We start from the raw sequence: 13,276 nt of genomic DNA, 5'->3' as shown, positions 1-13,276 counted from the left end.
GTCAGGCGTCGTCCCCGATCCCGCGCACGACGCGTGCGGGGTTGCCGACCGCGACGACGTCCGCGGGCAGGTCCTTGGTGACGACGGCACCCGCCCCGACGACCGTGTTGTCCCCGATGGTCACGCCGGGGCAGACGATCACGCCGCCGCCGAGCCAGACGTTGTCGCCGAGCGTGATCGGCCGTGCGGCCTCGAGCTTGTCACGGCGCGGCTGGGGTTCGACGGGGTGGGTGGGCGTGAGCAGCTGCACGTTCGGGCCGATCTGGCAGTCGGCGCCGATCGTGATGGCGGCGACGTCGAGGGCCGTGAGGTTCGAGTTGACGAACGTGCGCGCGCCGATGCGGATGTTCTCGCCGTAGTCGACGGACAGCGGCGGCTTGACGTAGGCGCCCTCGCCCAGGTCGCCGAGCAGCGCGACGAGGTGCCGGCGCGCATCCGGCTCGCCGGCCGCCTCGGCGCGGTGGTACTCGTACGTCAGCCGGAGCGCCTCGCGTGCGATGCGCTCGCTCTCGGGGTCGTCGGCGATGTACAGGTCGCCGGCGAGCATGCGCTCGCGGTTGGTTCGGGGGTCGTCGGCGAAGTAGTCGGGGTTCATGTGTTCGATCGTACGCATCGCGACCCGGTGTCCCGACGAGCAGTCAGGACACCTTGCCCTTGAGCAGGCGGTGCCAGTAGACCGCCGGTTCGAGGTACCGGTCGAAGGCGAGCAGCGACCGCCGCGGGCGCACCAGGTCAGGGAACCGGAACGTCGGGTCGGGCGTGCCGTCGCGGTCGAACTCACCGAGCAGCAGCCGCCGCCGGTCGGTGGTCACCGGGGCGACGGTGTAGCCCTCGTACCGCCGCATCGGTGCGCCCGTGCGGCGTGCGGCGATGTTGTGCGCGACGACGGGCACCTGCTTGCGCAGCGCACCGCCCGACGGCGGGGTCCGCACGTCGGCGGCGTCGCCGAGGCCCCAGACCGTGGGGTGCTCGACGTGCTGCAGCGTGTACGGGTCCACCGCGACGAAGCCGTCGCTCGCCGCCGTGGCGAGACCGGACCCGGCGATCCACGCGGGCGCGCGGTGCGGCGGCGCGAGGTAGAACGCGTCGTAGTGCACCTCGTCGGGCCCGTCCGGTCCCGAGACGCGGACCACGCGGCGCTGTGGGTCGACGCTCTCGACCCTGGTCCGCATCCGCACGTCGACGCCGAACCGCCGCGCGGCCGCGCGCAGCTCGCGGTCCGCCCGCTCCTGCCCGACGAGCGCGTCACCCTCGTGGACCAGCCGGATGTCGATCGCGTCGAGCACGCCCGTGCGGCGCCAGTGGTCGGCGAGCGTGAGCAGGGGCTTGAGCGCCACGGGGCCGCACGGCACGTGGCGGTCGCAGACCGCGAAGACCGCGGTCCCGCTCGTGAGCGACGAGAGCATCGTCCAGGTCTTGGCGGCGAGCTCGGGCAGGTAGCTGGTCGCCGCGGCCGGCGTCGCCATGGCCGCCTCGGCGCCCGGCACCGCGTCCCAGTCGACCTGCGACCCCGGGCACACCACGACGTCGGTGCCGTGGAGCACCTGACCGCTCGCGAGCCGCACGTGCGACGCCTGCGGGTCGACGCCCGTGACCTCGTCGCGGTACCACCGCACGCCGTCCGGGACGACGTCGCGCTCGGGTCGCCGCAGGTCGTCGAGCGTCGCCATGCCCGACGCGACGTAGGACAGCAGGGGGCGGTAGTGGTGCGTGTCGCGGGGGTCGACCACCGCGACGTCACGGCACCCGTCGCGCCGCAGCTTCGCCGCGAGCGAGATGCCGGCGTTGCCGCCGCCGATGACCAGCACGTCGTGATGCGTCGGACCGCCCATGAGCCGTGCCCCCTCACCGATCGACGCCCGGACCGGCCACGCTAGGCGACCCGCCCGCCGGACGCGCGGGGAGACGTCCGACCGCCCGCCGTCGAGGTATTGACAGGAATGTTTGTCAAGGCGCACGGTGGAGTCATGCAGGACGTCGAGGTCATCGAGGACGCGAGCGCGGCGGCGACCGCGCTGGACCCCGTGCGTGCCCGGCTGCTGGGTGAGCTCCGGGTCCCGGCGTCGGCCGCGGGGCTGGCAGCCCGGGTGGGCATGGCCCGCCAGAAGGTCAACTACCACCTCCGCTCGCTCGAGGCCCACGGCCTCGTGGAGCTCGCGGACGAGCGCCGCCACGGCGGCATCACCGAACGCGTGCTGCAGGCCTCCGCGCAGGCGTACGTCGTCTCACCGGCGGCCGTCAGCCCGTCCGCGGCCGACCCGGCCGCCACCGCCGACCACCTCTCGGCCGCCTACCTGCTCGCGCTCGCCGGCCGCCTGGTCCGCGAGGTCGGGTCGCTCGCGCGGCGGGCCGGCTCGTCGGGCGGCCGGCTCCCGACGATGACGGTCGACACCACGATCGGCTTCCGCTCGGCCGCCGACCGTGCGGCGTTCGCCGAGGACCTCACCGCAGCCGTGCTCGACCTGGCCGCGCGCTACCACCACGACGACGGACGGCCGCACCGCCTCGTCGTCGCCGCCCACCCCGTCCCCGAGGAGGAGACATGAGCCCGACCCCCGACGTCCCGTACCGCCTGGAGTTCAGCGTCGAGGTGCCCGGCACGCCGGACCAGGTGTGGGACGCGATCGCCACCGCCACCGGCATGAGCGCCTGGTTCCTGCCCACCGCCCTCGACGAGCGCGAGGGCGGGTCGCTGCACTTCGCGATGGGTCCCGACATGGGCTCGGACGGCCGGGTCACCGGCTGGGACCCGCCGCGGCGCCTCGAGTACGAGGAGGACTGGGCGGCCCTCATGGGCAAGGACCCGGCCGAGCTGAGCCCGCTGACCTCGGAGTTCGTCGTCGAGGCACGCTCGGGCGGCACGTGCGTCGTGCGGGTCACCACCAGCGGGTTCGGGGTCGGGGCCGACTGGGAGCAGGAGTGGTGGGACACGCTGGGACCGGGTTGGCTCCCGTCGTTCGACACCCTGCGCGCCTACCTGCGGCACTTCGCGGGGCAGGCCGCCACGCGCATGGACGTCAGCGCGTCGTTCCGGGCCGACGAGGCCGCGCTGTGGACCGTGGTGCGCGACGAGCTGGGCCTGACCGGTGCGGGCGCCGCCGTGGCGCCGAACGGCGCCTCGGGCACCGTCGAGCACGTCGCCGAGCGGCATGCGGTCGTGCTGCTCGACACGCCCGTCCCCGGCCTGCTGAGCGTCGGGGTGTGGCCAGGCGAGGACGGGGACGCGCTCGCGATCGTGCGGGCCTCGTGGTTCTCCGACGACGCGCCCGAGCACGTGCGTCGCGCCGAGTCCGCCTGGCAGGCGTGGCTCGACGCGCTGCCCGTCGGCTCAGCCCGGCTCGACCGGTAGCCACAGCTCGACCGTGGCGGTGCTGGCATCACCGAGGCCCTCGACATCGTCGAGCCCATGCGCGAGTGGACCAAGCCGGGCCAGTACAACGACCCGGACATGCTGATGGTCGGGGTGCGGAACGCCCTCAGCCCCACCGAGAACCGCGCCCACATGAGCATGTGGGCGATGCTCAGCGCGCCGCTCATCGCGGGCAACGACCTGCGGAACATGAGCTCCGACGTGCGCGCGATCCTCTCCAACCGCGACGTGCTCGCGATCGACCAGGACCCGCTGGTCCGCCAGGCCGCCCGCGTGCGCGACGACGGTGACGCCGAGGTCTGGGCGAAGCCGCTCGCGGACGGCTCGGTGGCCGTGGCGCTGCTCAACCGAGGCAACGGCAGCCGGCAGATCTCGACCACCCTCAACCAGGTCGGGCTCGGCAGCGGCACCTACCAGTACCGGGAGATCTGGACGGGTGCGACCGGCACGACGACGGGGCAGATCTCCGCCCAGGTCGCCCAGCACGGCGTCGCGCTGTTCCGCGTCAGCACCAGCGACGGCTCGACCCCGCCACCTCCGCTGCCGCCGACCGGCACGGCCCTGGTCAGCGCCTCGTCGGGACGCTGCCTCGACGTGCCGAACAGCGCGACGACGAACGGCACGGGCCTGGTGATCTGGGACTGCCACTCCGCGGCCAACCAGACGTGGACCGCGGGCACGGACGGCACGCTGCGCTCGCTCGGCAAGTGCCTCGACGCGCCCCCGAGCGCCACCGCCGGCACGCGTGTGCAGCTGTGGGACTGCAACGGCGGCACCAACCAGCAGTGGACGCTCGAGGGCAACGGCACGATCCGCGGGGTCCGGTCCGGGCTGTGCCTCGACGTCGACCACAACCTCATGGCCAACAACACCGCGGTGCTGCTCTGGACGTGCACGGGCTCGGCCAACCAGGTCTGGTCGCGCCGGTAGGGGCGGGCAGGCTCAGCGGGGGCCTGCCGAGGCTCACCGGTCCGTCCGTCACGCGGACCGGCGAGCCGCACCGGCGAAGGGGTGGGCGCGGGGGCCCACCCCTTCGCCGGCGCAGGTCTCGGCGCCGTCGGCGGGCTCGAGGACCGGGCGCGCTCGTCAGGTGTCGGTGCGCAGGCGGGCGTGCAGGTGCATGTCGTGGTGGCCGTCCGCGTGCAGGGCGTGGCCGCGGCGCACACCCTCCGCGCGGCAGCCCAGCAGGTCCGCGACCCGGCAGGACGCGGCGTTGCGCGTCGAGTGTTCGACCTCGACCCGGTGCAGGCCAAGGTCGTCGAACGCCCAGCGCAGCGCCCCGGTGCCGGCGCGCACGGCGACCCGACGGCCGCGAGCAGCCGGGACCACCCAGTACGCCAGGGCGGCGAAGCCCTCGTGCAGGTCGAGGTGCGTGAGCGCGACGCGCCCGACGAGGACGTCCGACGACGAGTCGACGGCGTGCTCGGGCCCGCTCGGCTCCCCACGCGGCGCGGTGACCGCCCACTCCACGGCGCGTTCCTCGCGCCACGCGGCGTTCTTCCCCTCGATCCACGAGCGCGCCTCGTCCTCGTCGGACATCGTGCGGGCGTGCCACACGCGGATCGCGTCGTCGGTGTACGCGGCGCACACCGCGGCGGCGTCGTCCGGGTGCCACGGACGCAGCACGAGGCCGTCGGCGGTCAGGGTGGGCTGGCCGCGGGACCCCCAGCGGCCGGCGGGGACGACGGGCGCGGCGAGGAGAGGCACAGGACGAACCTGCCAGGAATCGCCCGGTACGACCAGTGCGGGGCGGCCGTCGGGGTGGGGCTCAGGAGACGACGTCGAGCCCGGTGGCGCGCGCGGCGTCGTCGAGACCACCGGCGTTGTGGACGTCGTCGAAGCCGAGGTCCTCCAGGTGATCGACGGCGACGCCCGCGCGGTTCCCCGAGCGGCAGTACACGACGTAGCTGCCCTCGGGGTCGAGCGTGGCAACCTGGGCGGCGAAGCCGGGGCTCTGGACGTCGTAGTTGACGGCGTCCTCCAGGTGGCCGGCGTCGTACTCGGCGGCGGTGCGCACGTCGATCACGATCGTGTCCGCGTCGATCTCGACGTCCGCCGGCGTCGTCGTGCAGCCCGCGAGCGCCAGGGCGCCGGCCAGGACGACCGCTCCGGGCACCAGCGCGGTCCGTCGGTTCCTCGTCACTCGTCGCTCTCCTTCGTCAGCAGGGGGCGTCAGCGGCCGAAGAGGCGTGCGAGGAAGCCGCCCGACGAGGGGGCGTCGGGGTGCCCGGGGCACCACTGGGACGCGGGGACGGAGCGCTTGACGTCGGCGACGTGCTGGCCGCAGCCCTTCCAGGTCGTCTTGCCGCAGGTCTTGCAGGTGGCGGGGTAGCACATGGGGCTCTCCTCGAGGTGGTGGGGGGTGCGGGGTCAGACGGTGGCGCGCTCGGCGGCGAGCTGCGCGCGGACCGTGTCCATGTCGACGGCCTTGATCGCGTCGAGGAGCTGGTCCAGGTCGTGCGCGCGCAGCGCGCCGGGCTCGGCGAACAGGATCACGCCGTCGCGGAACGCCATGAGCGTCGGGATGGACGTGATCGAGAAGACCGCGGCGAGCTGGGGCTGCGCCTCGGTGTCGACCTTGCCGAACACGACGTCCGGGTACCGCTCGGACGCGGCCTCGAAGATCGGGCCGAAGGACCGGCACGGTCCGCACCACTGCGCCCAGAAGTCCAGCAGGACGATCCCGTTCCCGGAGACGGTCTCCTGGAGGTTCTCGAGGGTGATCTCTCGCGTTGCCATGTCCCGACCATATACCCCTGGGGGTATCACTGTCACGTCGAGGCAGGCGCACGACGAGCGCGCGTCAGCCCAGCAGGTCGGCGAGCGTCGCCGCCGCGTCCAGCCGCGCGATGCGCGGGAGGATCACCTCCAGGCTGTTCACGTGCGCGGCGGCGACGAGGTCCGTGACGGCGTCGTGCGCGACGGTCACCTCGTACCCGAGCTCGCGCGCGGTCCGCGCGGTGGACTCCACGCCGATGCTCGTCGCGATCCCGGCGACGACCACCGAGCGCACGCCCCGGCGGCGCAGCCGCGAGTCGAGCTCGGTGCCCGTGAACGCGTCCCACCCGCGCTTGGCGACGTGCAGGTCGGACGGCGAGACCGGGACGCGCGGGTCCAGCTCGGAGAAGTCGGCGGGCTGCGCGACGGCGGGACCGGGCGAGTCGGTGCGACCGCGCAGCAGGTCGCCGCCGTCCGGCGAGAACTCGGTGCGCACGCGGACGACCGGGCGCCCCGCGCGGCGGGCGGCGCCGACGAGCAGGGCGCCGCGGGCGACGACGACCGCCGGGTCGTGGACCGTCGGGAGCGCGGTGATGCCCTTCTGGAGGTCGACGAGGACGAGGGCGGTGGCGGGGTCGAGTGCCTCGACGGGCATGGGGTGGCTCCTGACTCGGGACGAGAAAGACAGCAAGACTGTCTATCGCCGTGATGCTCGATGTCAAGCAAGACTGCACAGTTGTGCTGTTCGTCTGGCGTACGCTGCGGGCATGGACGACGCACTGCTGGCCGCCGAGCTCCGCTTGCAGCTGGGCCGGCTCGTGAGGCGAGGACGCGCCGAGGACCCCCGCCCCCAGGCCCTGACCGCGGTCCTCGGGCTGCTCGCACGCGAGGGGGCGCTGACCACCAGCGAGCTCGCCGGCGCCCAGCGCGTCCGCCCCCAGTCGATGGCGCGCACGGTCCGCGCGCTCGAGGACGAGGGCCTCGTCGAGCGCTCCACGGACCCGACGGACGGCCGCAAGTCGCCGCTGGTGCTCACCGCGCACGGCCGCGCCGCGCTCGAGCAGGAGCGGCGGCGCCGGACGGACTGGCTCACGCTCGCGCTGGCCGAGGCGCTCGACCCCCGGGAGAAGCAGACGATCGAGGCCGCCGTCCCGCTGCTCGCCCGCATCGTCGCCTGGGACGAGCACCGTGCGGACGGACGCGACGAGGCATCCACCCCGTGAACCGGACGGACCGCCTCTACGCGCTCGTGGACGAGCTGCGCGCCCCGTGCCGTTCGCTTCGATCCGTCTCGTCACCGACGACGTCGACCGCCTGGTCGCGTTCTACGAGCGCCTCACCGGGCAGGTCGCGGCCCGTCCCGCCCCGGTCTTCGCTCAGCTCGGCGGACCGGGCGCGGCCCTCGCCATTGCGAGCACGCAGACCGTCGCGATGCTCGGCGGCGCGGTGACACCCGCGGCCAACCGCTCGGTGATCGTCGAGTTCGAGGTCGCCGACGTCGACGCCGAGCTCGCCCGGCTCCAGCCCGACCCGCAGGACGTCGTCCTGCCGCCGTCGACCATGCCGTGGGGCAACCGGTCCGCCCTGCTCCGGGACCCGGACGGGAACGTCGTGAACCTCTTCAGCCGTCCGCCTGCCTGACCAGCCGCGCGTAATCGATTTGCGCCCCGGGCAGGTGGGACGACCCCGCCGCCCGGGGCCCGCGCGGAGGTGAAGACTCGGGCCGATCGCTGACCACCAGAGGAGCTCGTCATGTCGTCGCCCGGGAAGATCCGTTCATGGAGCCGTCTGCTCGCCGTGGTGCTGGCGGGTGGCGCGCTCGTCGGCGTGCAGTCCCAGGCGGACGCCGTACCGCCCGGCGGCGAGACCGAGCCGGTGACGGGCAACGCGACGTGGTTCGACAACCTCGGCGCGCCCTACGGCGGCTGCGGGCTGCCGCAGGACCAGCTCGAGACGCAGAACTGGATCGCGCTGAACGTCTACGACACCCCCGGCGACTACGCGATGTACCCGCGCCCCATGGCCGCGAACGACCCGAAGGTCGGCATGTTCGACAACGGCCGCAACTGCGGGCGCTGGGTGCGCGTCTCGATCGACGACTACTGCACCGGCATCAACGACGGCGCCGCCGGGCAGGCGTTCTGCCGCAACGGGTCGTGGGTCGAGGACAAGTACAACGGCGCGACGCTCGACATGCTCGTCGCGGACTCCTGCGGCGACCCGAACGCGTGGTGCCGCGACGACCCGTACCACCTGGACCTCGCGCACGCGTCGATCAACACGTTCGTCAAGAACGGCGCACCGGTCGGTGACCTCGAGCCCGCCCACTGGGGCAACCGCAAGGTGACGTGGGAGTTCATCGAGGCGCCGAACTACTCCGGCGACATCGAGATCGGGTTCATCCAGGGCTCGGAGAAGTGGTGGGCCGGGGTGTCGATCAACCACCTACCCAACGGCATCCACGGCATCGAGCACTACGCCGACGGCGCCTGGGTGCAGACCCCGATGAACGTCGACATGGGCCAGTCTTTCCTGCTGAAGCCGACGACGACGGGCGGCACCGACTACAAGATCCGCGTCAAGGACGTCGACGACGAGTACCTGTTCGGCGGCCGCGAGTACTCCTTCTCCCTGCCGTCGAGCTGCGGCGGCAAGTGCTCGGCACCGCGCACGGTCGTCTCGTACACGACGACGGGCGGCACGGACCCGACGGAGGAGCCGACCGAGGACCCCACCGACGAGCCCACCGAGGACCCGACAGAGGACCCGACGGAGGACCCGACCGAGGACCCCACCGACGAGCCCACCGAGGACCCGACGGACGACCCGACGGGCGACACCGCCGTCTGCACCGCCACGTTCCGGGCCGTCAGCACCTGGCCCGGCGGCTACCAGGGCGAGGTCACCGTCAAGGCCGGCGCGTCCGCGCTCTCGTCGTGGACCGTCACGGCCTCCGGCATGTCGGTGAGCACGGCGTGGAACGGCGTCGCGACGACGTCCGGCTCGACGGCGACCGTGCGCAACGCGCCGTACAACGGCAGCCTCGCGCCCGGCGGCTCGACGACCTTCGGGTTCATCGGCACGGGTGCGCCCGGCACGCCCACCCTGACCTGCGGTTCCTGACCGACGACGGGGACATCGGCTCGCGAGCCGACGTCCCCGTCGTACCGGGCCGCGGCCTGCCTCTTGCCGGTCCCCACGGTGACCCGCGAGCCTGAAGGTCCGTCGACCGGGAGGCAGTCATGGGCAAGCTCATCTACGCGGCGAACGTCTCCCTCGACGGGTACCTGGAGGACTCGTCGGGCGCGTTCGACTGGTCGGTCCCCGACGAGGCCGTGCACCAGTTCTGGAACGACCACGAGCGGGGCATCGGCACGTCGCTGTACGGGCGTCGCATGTACGACACGATGCGCGTCTGGGAGGACGACGACTGGCTGGTCGACGAGCCCGCGGTGGTCCGCGAGTACGCGCAGATCTGGCGTGACACCGACAAGGTGGTCTACTCCACGTCGCTCGACGAGGTGTCGACCGCACGCACCCGGGTCGAGCGCAGGTTCGACCCCGACGCGGTGCGACGGCTCAAGGACGAGTCGGCGTCGGACCTGAGCATCGGCGGCGCGACCATCGGCGCGGAGGCGTTCCGGCACGGGCTGGTCGACGAGTGCGTGCTGCTCCTGTGCCCGGTGGCCGTGGGTGGCGGCAAGCCCGCTCTGCCGCTGGGCGTGCGCCTCGACCTGGAGCTGCTCGACCTGCGCCGCTTCGACAACGGCGTGGTCTACGTGCGGCACGCGGTCCGACGCTCCTGACGGCGGACGAAGGTCCGCGGCGCAGGCGCGGCTGCGGGTGCACGCTGCGGTGATGACGTCCGCGCACCTGCCCGGGTGCCAGCCCGCCCTGACCACCACCGTCCGCGCGGACCGGGTGCTCCTGCGGCGGTTCACGCCCGACGACGGCGAGGGCCTGCACGCCTCTCTGTCCCGGCCCGAGGCCGTGCGGTTCGAGCCCTACGGAGTGCAGACGCGCGCGCAGTGCGACGCGCTCGCCGCCACCCGCGCGCACGACCCGTCGTTCTGGGCGGTGTGCCGGGGCAGCGACGGCGCCCTCGTCGGCACCCTCTACCTGCACCACGACGACCCGCACGAGTGGCGCGGGTACACGCTCGGGTACGTGTTCCACCCCGACCACTGGCACCAGGGGTACGCGACCGAGGCGTGCCGCGCGCTGCTGGACGTCTGCTTCGGGCTGTGGGGCGCGCACCGGGTGTCGGCGCACTGCGACCCGCGCAACGACGCCTCCTGGCGGCTGCTCGAGCGCCTGGGCCTGCGTCGCGAGGGGCATGTGCGGCAGGCCGCGTCGTTCAGCACCGATGATGCCGGCCGACCGGTGTGGCACGACGCCTACCTGTACGCGGTCCTCGACTCCGAGTGGGACCGGCCGGAGGGCTGAGGACCCCGCTGCCGTCTCGCGACGACGACGCCGAGCAGCGCACCGACCGCCGCGCCGAGGGCGGCGCCCAGCAGGACGGTGACGACGAGCGGCGGCGAGGCGTCGCCTCGGGACAGCTCGAGCGTCACGTCGGCGCCGCCCGGCTCCAGCCACAGACGGACGTCAAGATCGACCGCGCCGCGCGAGGCCGTCACGACCTGCGACCGCTTGCTCGTCGTCACCTCGACGCCGCCCCACCCCTGTGCCTCGAGCGCGGTCGCGACCGCTGCGCCGTCCAGGCCCGCGTCCGCCGTCGCGTCGAGCAGCACGGACCCGCGGGTGAGCGTCGGCGTGAACCTCCCGACGACCGCGGGCTCGCTGTCGGCGACGAGCCCCGGGACGTCGATCTCGCGCGCCTGCGCCACCAGCTCGTCGTCGGACGGCTGCACCTCGTACCGGTGGAACGCGGCGCCACCGGCCGCACCCGCGGCCGCGAGCAGGGCGGCGACCAGGGCGCTCACCGCCACCCGACGGACCGGTCGCCTCACGAGGCGTCCGGCGCGAGCCCCCGGACCACGCGGGCGGGGTTGCCGGCGACGACGACGTCGGGCGGGACGTCCTTGGTGACGACCGACCCCGCGCCGACGACCGAGCGCGACCCGATCGTGACGCCGGGGCACACGACGACGCTGCCACCCAGCCAGGCACCGTCCTCGATCGTGACGGGCGAGACCCGCTCCCAACCCTGCGGGCGCAGCTCCGGGTCGAGCACGTGCGTCGGGGTGTACAGGCGCACGCTCGGGCCGATCAGCACGTCGGCACCGATGCGGATCTCGCCACCGCCGAGCGTGAGGAAGTCGGCGTTGATGAACGTCCGGTCGCCGACGTGCAGGCGGTGCCCGTAGTCCAGGTAGAACGGCGGGCGGAAGTCGACTCCCTCGCCGACGGTGCCGAGCAGCTCGCGGAACAGCGCGTGCGCGGCCGCGCGGTCCTCGTCGTACAGGGCGGTGATGCGGCGGCACGTGCGCTGCGTCGTGGTCGTCAGGTCCGCGAGCTCGGGGCCGTGGCGGTAGCGGTACCAGTCGCCCGCGACCATCTTGTCGTACTCGGTGCGGGCGTCCTCGAGGGCCGCCGCGACGTCCAGGTCCATGCATGCTCCCGCTCGCTCGTCGTCCCGGCCAGTCTCTCAGCCCACACCCGTCTCCCCGCGTGACCTTCGGTTCCGCGGTCGACGTAGTTGACCGATCCGTCAACTCGCCTCTAGCGTGGCGGCATGGCGAGGGACACCCGGGAGCGGCTGCTCACGACCGCGCGCGACCTCGTGCACGCGTCGACGTACGCCGACGTCGGCGTGGACGACGTGTGCCGGGCGGCCCGGGTCAACAAGGGCAGCCTGTACCACTTCTTCCCGTCGAAGCAGGCGCTCGGCCTCGCGGTCCTCGACCGCAACTGGGAGCTCATGCGCGCGCTGCTCGACCAGACGCTGGGGGCGCAGGGCCCACCGCTCGACCGCCTGGACGCGTTCCTTGCCGGCTACGCGTCGATGATGCGCACCATGCGCGAGCACCTGGGCGGGGTGCCCGGCTGCCCGCTGGGCAACCTCGCGGCCGAGCTCTCGGCCCACGAGCCGGTGATGCGCGCCCGCATCACCGAGGTGCTCGCGGCGTGGACCGACCGCATCGCCGACGTCGTCCGTGAGGCGCAGGTCCGGGGCGACGTCGAGCCGACCCTCGACGCGACGTCGGCCGCGCGCGCCGTCGTGGCCTGCATCCAGGGCTACAGCGTCCTGGCGAAGGCCGAGGACGACCCGGGGGCGCTCGACCCGCTGCGCCCCCTCGTCCGGACCCTCCTGCTTCTCCCTCGCTGACCCCCTCGCGACCCTCCCTCGCTGACCCTCTGCCCCAGGCCGACACCGACCCGTACCCACTGAGTTGACCGATCGGTCAACTCCATCGAAGGGACCACCATGCCGACCACCTACCTGTTCGACGACCTGCGCACGCGCGACGTGCTCGCCGACATGCGCTACCTCCCGACCGACCCCGCACCCGGCGACCGCATCCCCGCGTTCGACCTCCCGACGCTCGACGGCACCCGGTTCCGCAGCGACGCGCTCGGCCACCGTCCCGTGCTGCTCGTGTTCGGGTCACAGACCTGCCCCGTGACCCGCAGCGCCGTGCCGCACCTGCGCGACCTGCACGACGAGTACGCCGACCGGGTCCGCTTCGTGCTCGTGCAGACCCGCGAGGCGCACCCCGGCGAGCTCCTGCCGCAGCCGCGCACCGACGAGCAGAAGGCCGCGCACGCAGCCGCGATGCGCGACGACCTGAGCGTCCCGTTCGAGGTCGCGGTCGACGACGTGGTGGGCACGCTCCACCGCGCCGTCGGGCCCAAGCCCAACTCGGCGTACGTCCTGCGGCCCGACGGGACCATCACCGCACGCGTCCACTGGGCCAACGACGCGGCCGCGGTGCGGGCGGCCGTCGAGCACGTCCTGCGCGGGACGGCGCCGCGCCGCCGGCGCGGCAGCACGGCCCGCCCTCTGCTCGAGGCGATCGGACACCTGCCCGCGGTCGTCCGCCGCGCGGGCAGCAAGGCCGAACGCGACGTGTGGCGCGCGGTCCCGCCCCTGGCCCTGCTCGGGCGGGCCGCCGGGCTCCTGCGTGGCCTGCCCCTCGACCGGCGGGGACCCGCCGCCGCGGCGGCCCTCACGTGCGTCGCCCTCGCGGCCGCGGTAGGCCTCCTCGTGGCCCTCTGACGGAG

Annotated in this window: 19 protein-coding genes; 10 read left to right on the top strand and 9 right to left on the bottom strand. The window is 73.8% G+C overall.

What is annotated here, in order from left to right; translation table 11 throughout:
• Position 1 precedes the first annotated feature (1 nt).
• Complete coding sequence (locus CUD01_RS00480) at positions 2–595, bottom strand: sugar O-acetyltransferase (RefSeq protein ID WP_141317815.1); 594 nt, start codon at positions 593–595, stop codon at positions 2–4.
• A gap of 43 nt (positions 596–638) precedes the next feature.
• Entirely contained in the window at positions 639–1,832 is a 1,194-nt protein-coding gene (locus CUD01_RS00475; protein WP_141317813.1) for an NAD(P)/FAD-dependent oxidoreductase, read from the bottom strand.
• Between the two features lie 135 nt (positions 1,833–1,967).
• Here CUD01_RS00475 and CUD01_RS00470 point away from each other — a divergent pair, with 135 nt between their 5' ends.
• The 3 genes from CUD01_RS00470 to CUD01_RS00460 are packed head-to-tail and all read left to right on the top strand — an operon-like array spanning position 1,968 to position 4,300.
• On the top strand, positions 1,968–2,546 hold the full coding sequence (locus tag CUD01_RS00470; protein ID WP_141317811.1) for an ArsR/SmtB family transcription factor: 579 nt from the start codon (positions 1,968–1,970) through the stop codon (positions 2,544–2,546).
• Positions 2,543–3,349, top strand: a complete 807-nt coding sequence (locus tag CUD01_RS00465; RefSeq protein WP_141317809.1) for an SRPBCC family protein — start codon at positions 2,543–2,545, stop codon at positions 3,347–3,349. Before CUD01_RS00470 ends, CUD01_RS00465 begins: the two co-directional genes overlap by 4 nt.
• A gap of 57 nt (positions 3,350–3,406) precedes the next feature.
• Positions 3,407–4,300, top strand: coding sequence for a ricin-type beta-trefoil lectin domain protein (locus CUD01_RS00460; RefSeq protein ID WP_243861012.1), 894 nt, complete (start codon positions 3,407–3,409; stop codon positions 4,298–4,300).
• A gap of 156 nt (positions 4,301–4,456) precedes the next feature.
• Here the strand turns inward: CUD01_RS00460 and CUD01_RS00455 are convergent, their stop codons facing one another.
• From CUD01_RS00455 to CUD01_RS00440, 5 genes are all read right to left on the bottom strand, one after another.
• A complete protein-coding gene (locus CUD01_RS00455) occupies positions 4,457–5,077 on the bottom strand; it encodes a GNAT family N-acetyltransferase (RefSeq protein WP_141317807.1) in 621 nt (206 codons plus the stop codon).
• A 61-nt stretch (positions 5,078–5,138) separates the two neighbouring features.
• On the bottom strand, positions 5,139–5,513 hold the full coding sequence (locus tag CUD01_RS00450) for a rhodanese-like domain-containing protein (RefSeq protein WP_244937593.1): 375 nt from the start codon (positions 5,511–5,513) through the stop codon (positions 5,139–5,141).
• A gap of 29 nt (positions 5,514–5,542) precedes the next feature.
• A complete protein-coding gene (locus CUD01_RS16345; RefSeq protein ID WP_094181201.1) occupies positions 5,543–5,707 on the bottom strand; it encodes a DUF8730 family Cys-rich protein in 165 nt (54 codons plus the stop codon).
• 33 nt (positions 5,708–5,740) lie between these two features.
• On the bottom strand, positions 5,741–6,109 hold the full coding sequence (locus tag CUD01_RS00445; RefSeq protein ID WP_141317805.1) for a thioredoxin family protein: 369 nt from the start codon (positions 6,107–6,109) through the stop codon (positions 5,741–5,743).
• A 64-nt stretch (positions 6,110–6,173) separates the two neighbouring features.
• The gene (locus CUD01_RS00440; protein WP_141317803.1) at positions 6,174–6,743 is read right to left on the bottom strand and encodes an isochorismatase family protein; all 570 of its coding nucleotides are present in this window, start codon (positions 6,741–6,743) and stop codon (positions 6,174–6,176) included.
• Between the two features lie 112 nt (positions 6,744–6,855).
• On the opposite strand from CUD01_RS00440, the gene CUD01_RS00435 reads away from it, so the two are divergent.
• The 5 genes from CUD01_RS00435 (at position 6,856) to CUD01_RS00415 (ending at position 10,534) form a co-directional block, all read left to right on the top strand.
• Positions 6,856–7,311: a MarR family winged helix-turn-helix transcriptional regulator gene (locus CUD01_RS00435; RefSeq protein ID WP_141317801.1), complete on the top strand. Its 456-nt coding sequence runs from the start codon at positions 6,856–6,858 to the stop codon at positions 7,309–7,311.
• 46 nt (positions 7,312–7,357) lie between these two features.
• Complete coding sequence (locus CUD01_RS00430) at positions 7,358–7,729, top strand: VOC family protein (protein ID WP_141317799.1); 372 nt, start codon at positions 7,358–7,360, stop codon at positions 7,727–7,729.
• A 111-nt stretch (positions 7,730–7,840) separates the two neighbouring features.
• A complete protein-coding gene (locus CUD01_RS00425) occupies positions 7,841–9,211 on the top strand; it encodes a cellulose binding domain-containing protein (protein WP_141317797.1) in 1,371 nt (456 codons plus the stop codon).
• Positions 9,212–9,330: 119 nt separating this feature from the next.
• Positions 9,331–9,894, top strand: a complete 564-nt coding sequence (locus CUD01_RS00420; protein ID WP_141317795.1) for a dihydrofolate reductase family protein — start codon at positions 9,331–9,333, stop codon at positions 9,892–9,894.
• A gap of 52 nt (positions 9,895–9,946) precedes the next feature.
• A complete protein-coding gene (locus CUD01_RS00415; protein ID WP_141317793.1) occupies positions 9,947–10,534 on the top strand; it encodes a GNAT family N-acetyltransferase in 588 nt (195 codons plus the stop codon).
• Here CUD01_RS00415 and CUD01_RS00410 read toward each other — a convergent pair.
• Positions 10,486–11,034, bottom strand: coding sequence for a hypothetical protein (locus CUD01_RS00410; RefSeq protein ID WP_141317791.1), 549 nt, complete (start codon positions 11,032–11,034; stop codon positions 10,486–10,488). The two genes, CUD01_RS00415 and CUD01_RS00410, sit on opposite strands and share 49 nt — an antisense overlap.
• Positions 11,035–11,057: 23 nt before the next feature.
• Entirely contained in the window at positions 11,058–11,663 is a 606-nt protein-coding gene (locus tag CUD01_RS00405) for a maltose acetyltransferase domain-containing protein (RefSeq protein ID WP_141317790.1), read from the bottom strand.
• 123 nt (positions 11,664–11,786) lie between these two features.
• Here CUD01_RS00405 and CUD01_RS00400 point away from each other — a divergent pair, with 123 nt between their 5' ends.
• Complete coding sequence (locus CUD01_RS00400) at positions 11,787–12,380, top strand: TetR/AcrR family transcriptional regulator (protein ID WP_141317788.1); 594 nt, start codon at positions 11,787–11,789, stop codon at positions 12,378–12,380.
• Positions 12,381–12,479: 99 nt separating this feature from the next.
• Positions 12,480–13,271 carry a TlpA family protein disulfide reductase gene (locus tag CUD01_RS00395; RefSeq protein WP_141317786.1) on the top strand — a complete coding sequence of 264 codons (792 nt, stop codon included), beginning with the start codon at positions 12,480–12,482 and terminating at the stop codon, positions 13,269–13,271.
• Positions 13,272–13,276: the final 5 nt, after the last annotated feature.

This window comes from Cellulomonas uda (genome assembly GCF_006538705.1).
In the GTDB taxonomy this organism is placed as follows: domain Bacteria; phylum Actinomycetota; class Actinomycetes; order Actinomycetales; family Cellulomonadaceae; genus Cellulomonas; species Cellulomonas uda.
Note: the sequence above shows the minus strand (reverse complement) of the source record. Positions and strands in the feature narration are given on the sequence as shown.

Bases quoted from the DNA above. Each gene is read 5' to 3' on its own strand.
- CUD01_RS00480 (WP_141317815.1), bottom strand. From the start codon at position 595: ATGAACCCCGACTACTTCGCCGACGACCCCCGAACCAACCGCGAGCGC.
- CUD01_RS00475 (WP_141317813.1), bottom strand. From the start codon at position 1,832: ATGGGCGGTCCGACGCATCACGACGTGCTGGTCATCGGCGGCGGCAAC.
- CUD01_RS00470 (WP_141317811.1), top strand. From the start codon at position 1,968: ATGCAGGACGTCGAGGTCATCGAGGACGCGAGCGCGGCGGCGACCGCG.
- CUD01_RS00465 (WP_141317809.1), top strand. From the start codon at position 2,543: ATGAGCCCGACCCCCGACGTCCCGTACCGCCTGGAGTTCAGCGTCGAG.
- CUD01_RS00460 (WP_243861012.1), top strand. From the start codon at position 3,407: ATGCGCGAGTGGACCAAGCCGGGCCAGTACAACGACCCGGACATGCTG.
- CUD01_RS16345 (WP_094181201.1), bottom strand. From the start codon at position 5,707: ATGTGCTACCCCGCCACCTGCAAGACCTGCGGCAAGACGACCTGGAAG.
- CUD01_RS00445 (WP_141317805.1), bottom strand. From the start codon at position 6,109: ATGGCAACGCGAGAGATCACCCTCGAGAACCTCCAGGAGACCGTCTCC.
- CUD01_RS00440 (WP_141317803.1), bottom strand. From the start codon at position 6,743: ATGCCCGTCGAGGCACTCGACCCCGCCACCGCCCTCGTCCTCGTCGAC.
- CUD01_RS00435 (WP_141317801.1), top strand. From the start codon at position 6,856: ATGGACGACGCACTGCTGGCCGCCGAGCTCCGCTTGCAGCTGGGCCGG.
- CUD01_RS00425 (WP_141317797.1), top strand. From the start codon at position 7,841: ATGTCGTCGCCCGGGAAGATCCGTTCATGGAGCCGTCTGCTCGCCGTG.
- CUD01_RS00420 (WP_141317795.1), top strand. From the start codon at position 9,331: ATGGGCAAGCTCATCTACGCGGCGAACGTCTCCCTCGACGGGTACCTG.
- CUD01_RS00415 (WP_141317793.1), top strand. From the start codon at position 9,947: ATGACGTCCGCGCACCTGCCCGGGTGCCAGCCCGCCCTGACCACCACC.
- CUD01_RS00405 (WP_141317790.1), bottom strand. From the start codon at position 11,663: ATGGACCTGGACGTCGCGGCGGCCCTCGAGGACGCCCGCACCGAGTAC.
- CUD01_RS00400 (WP_141317788.1), top strand. From the start codon at position 11,787: ATGGCGAGGGACACCCGGGAGCGGCTGCTCACGACCGCGCGCGACCTC.
- CUD01_RS00395 (WP_141317786.1), top strand. From the start codon at position 12,480: ATGCCGACCACCTACCTGTTCGACGACCTGCGCACGCGCGACGTGCTC.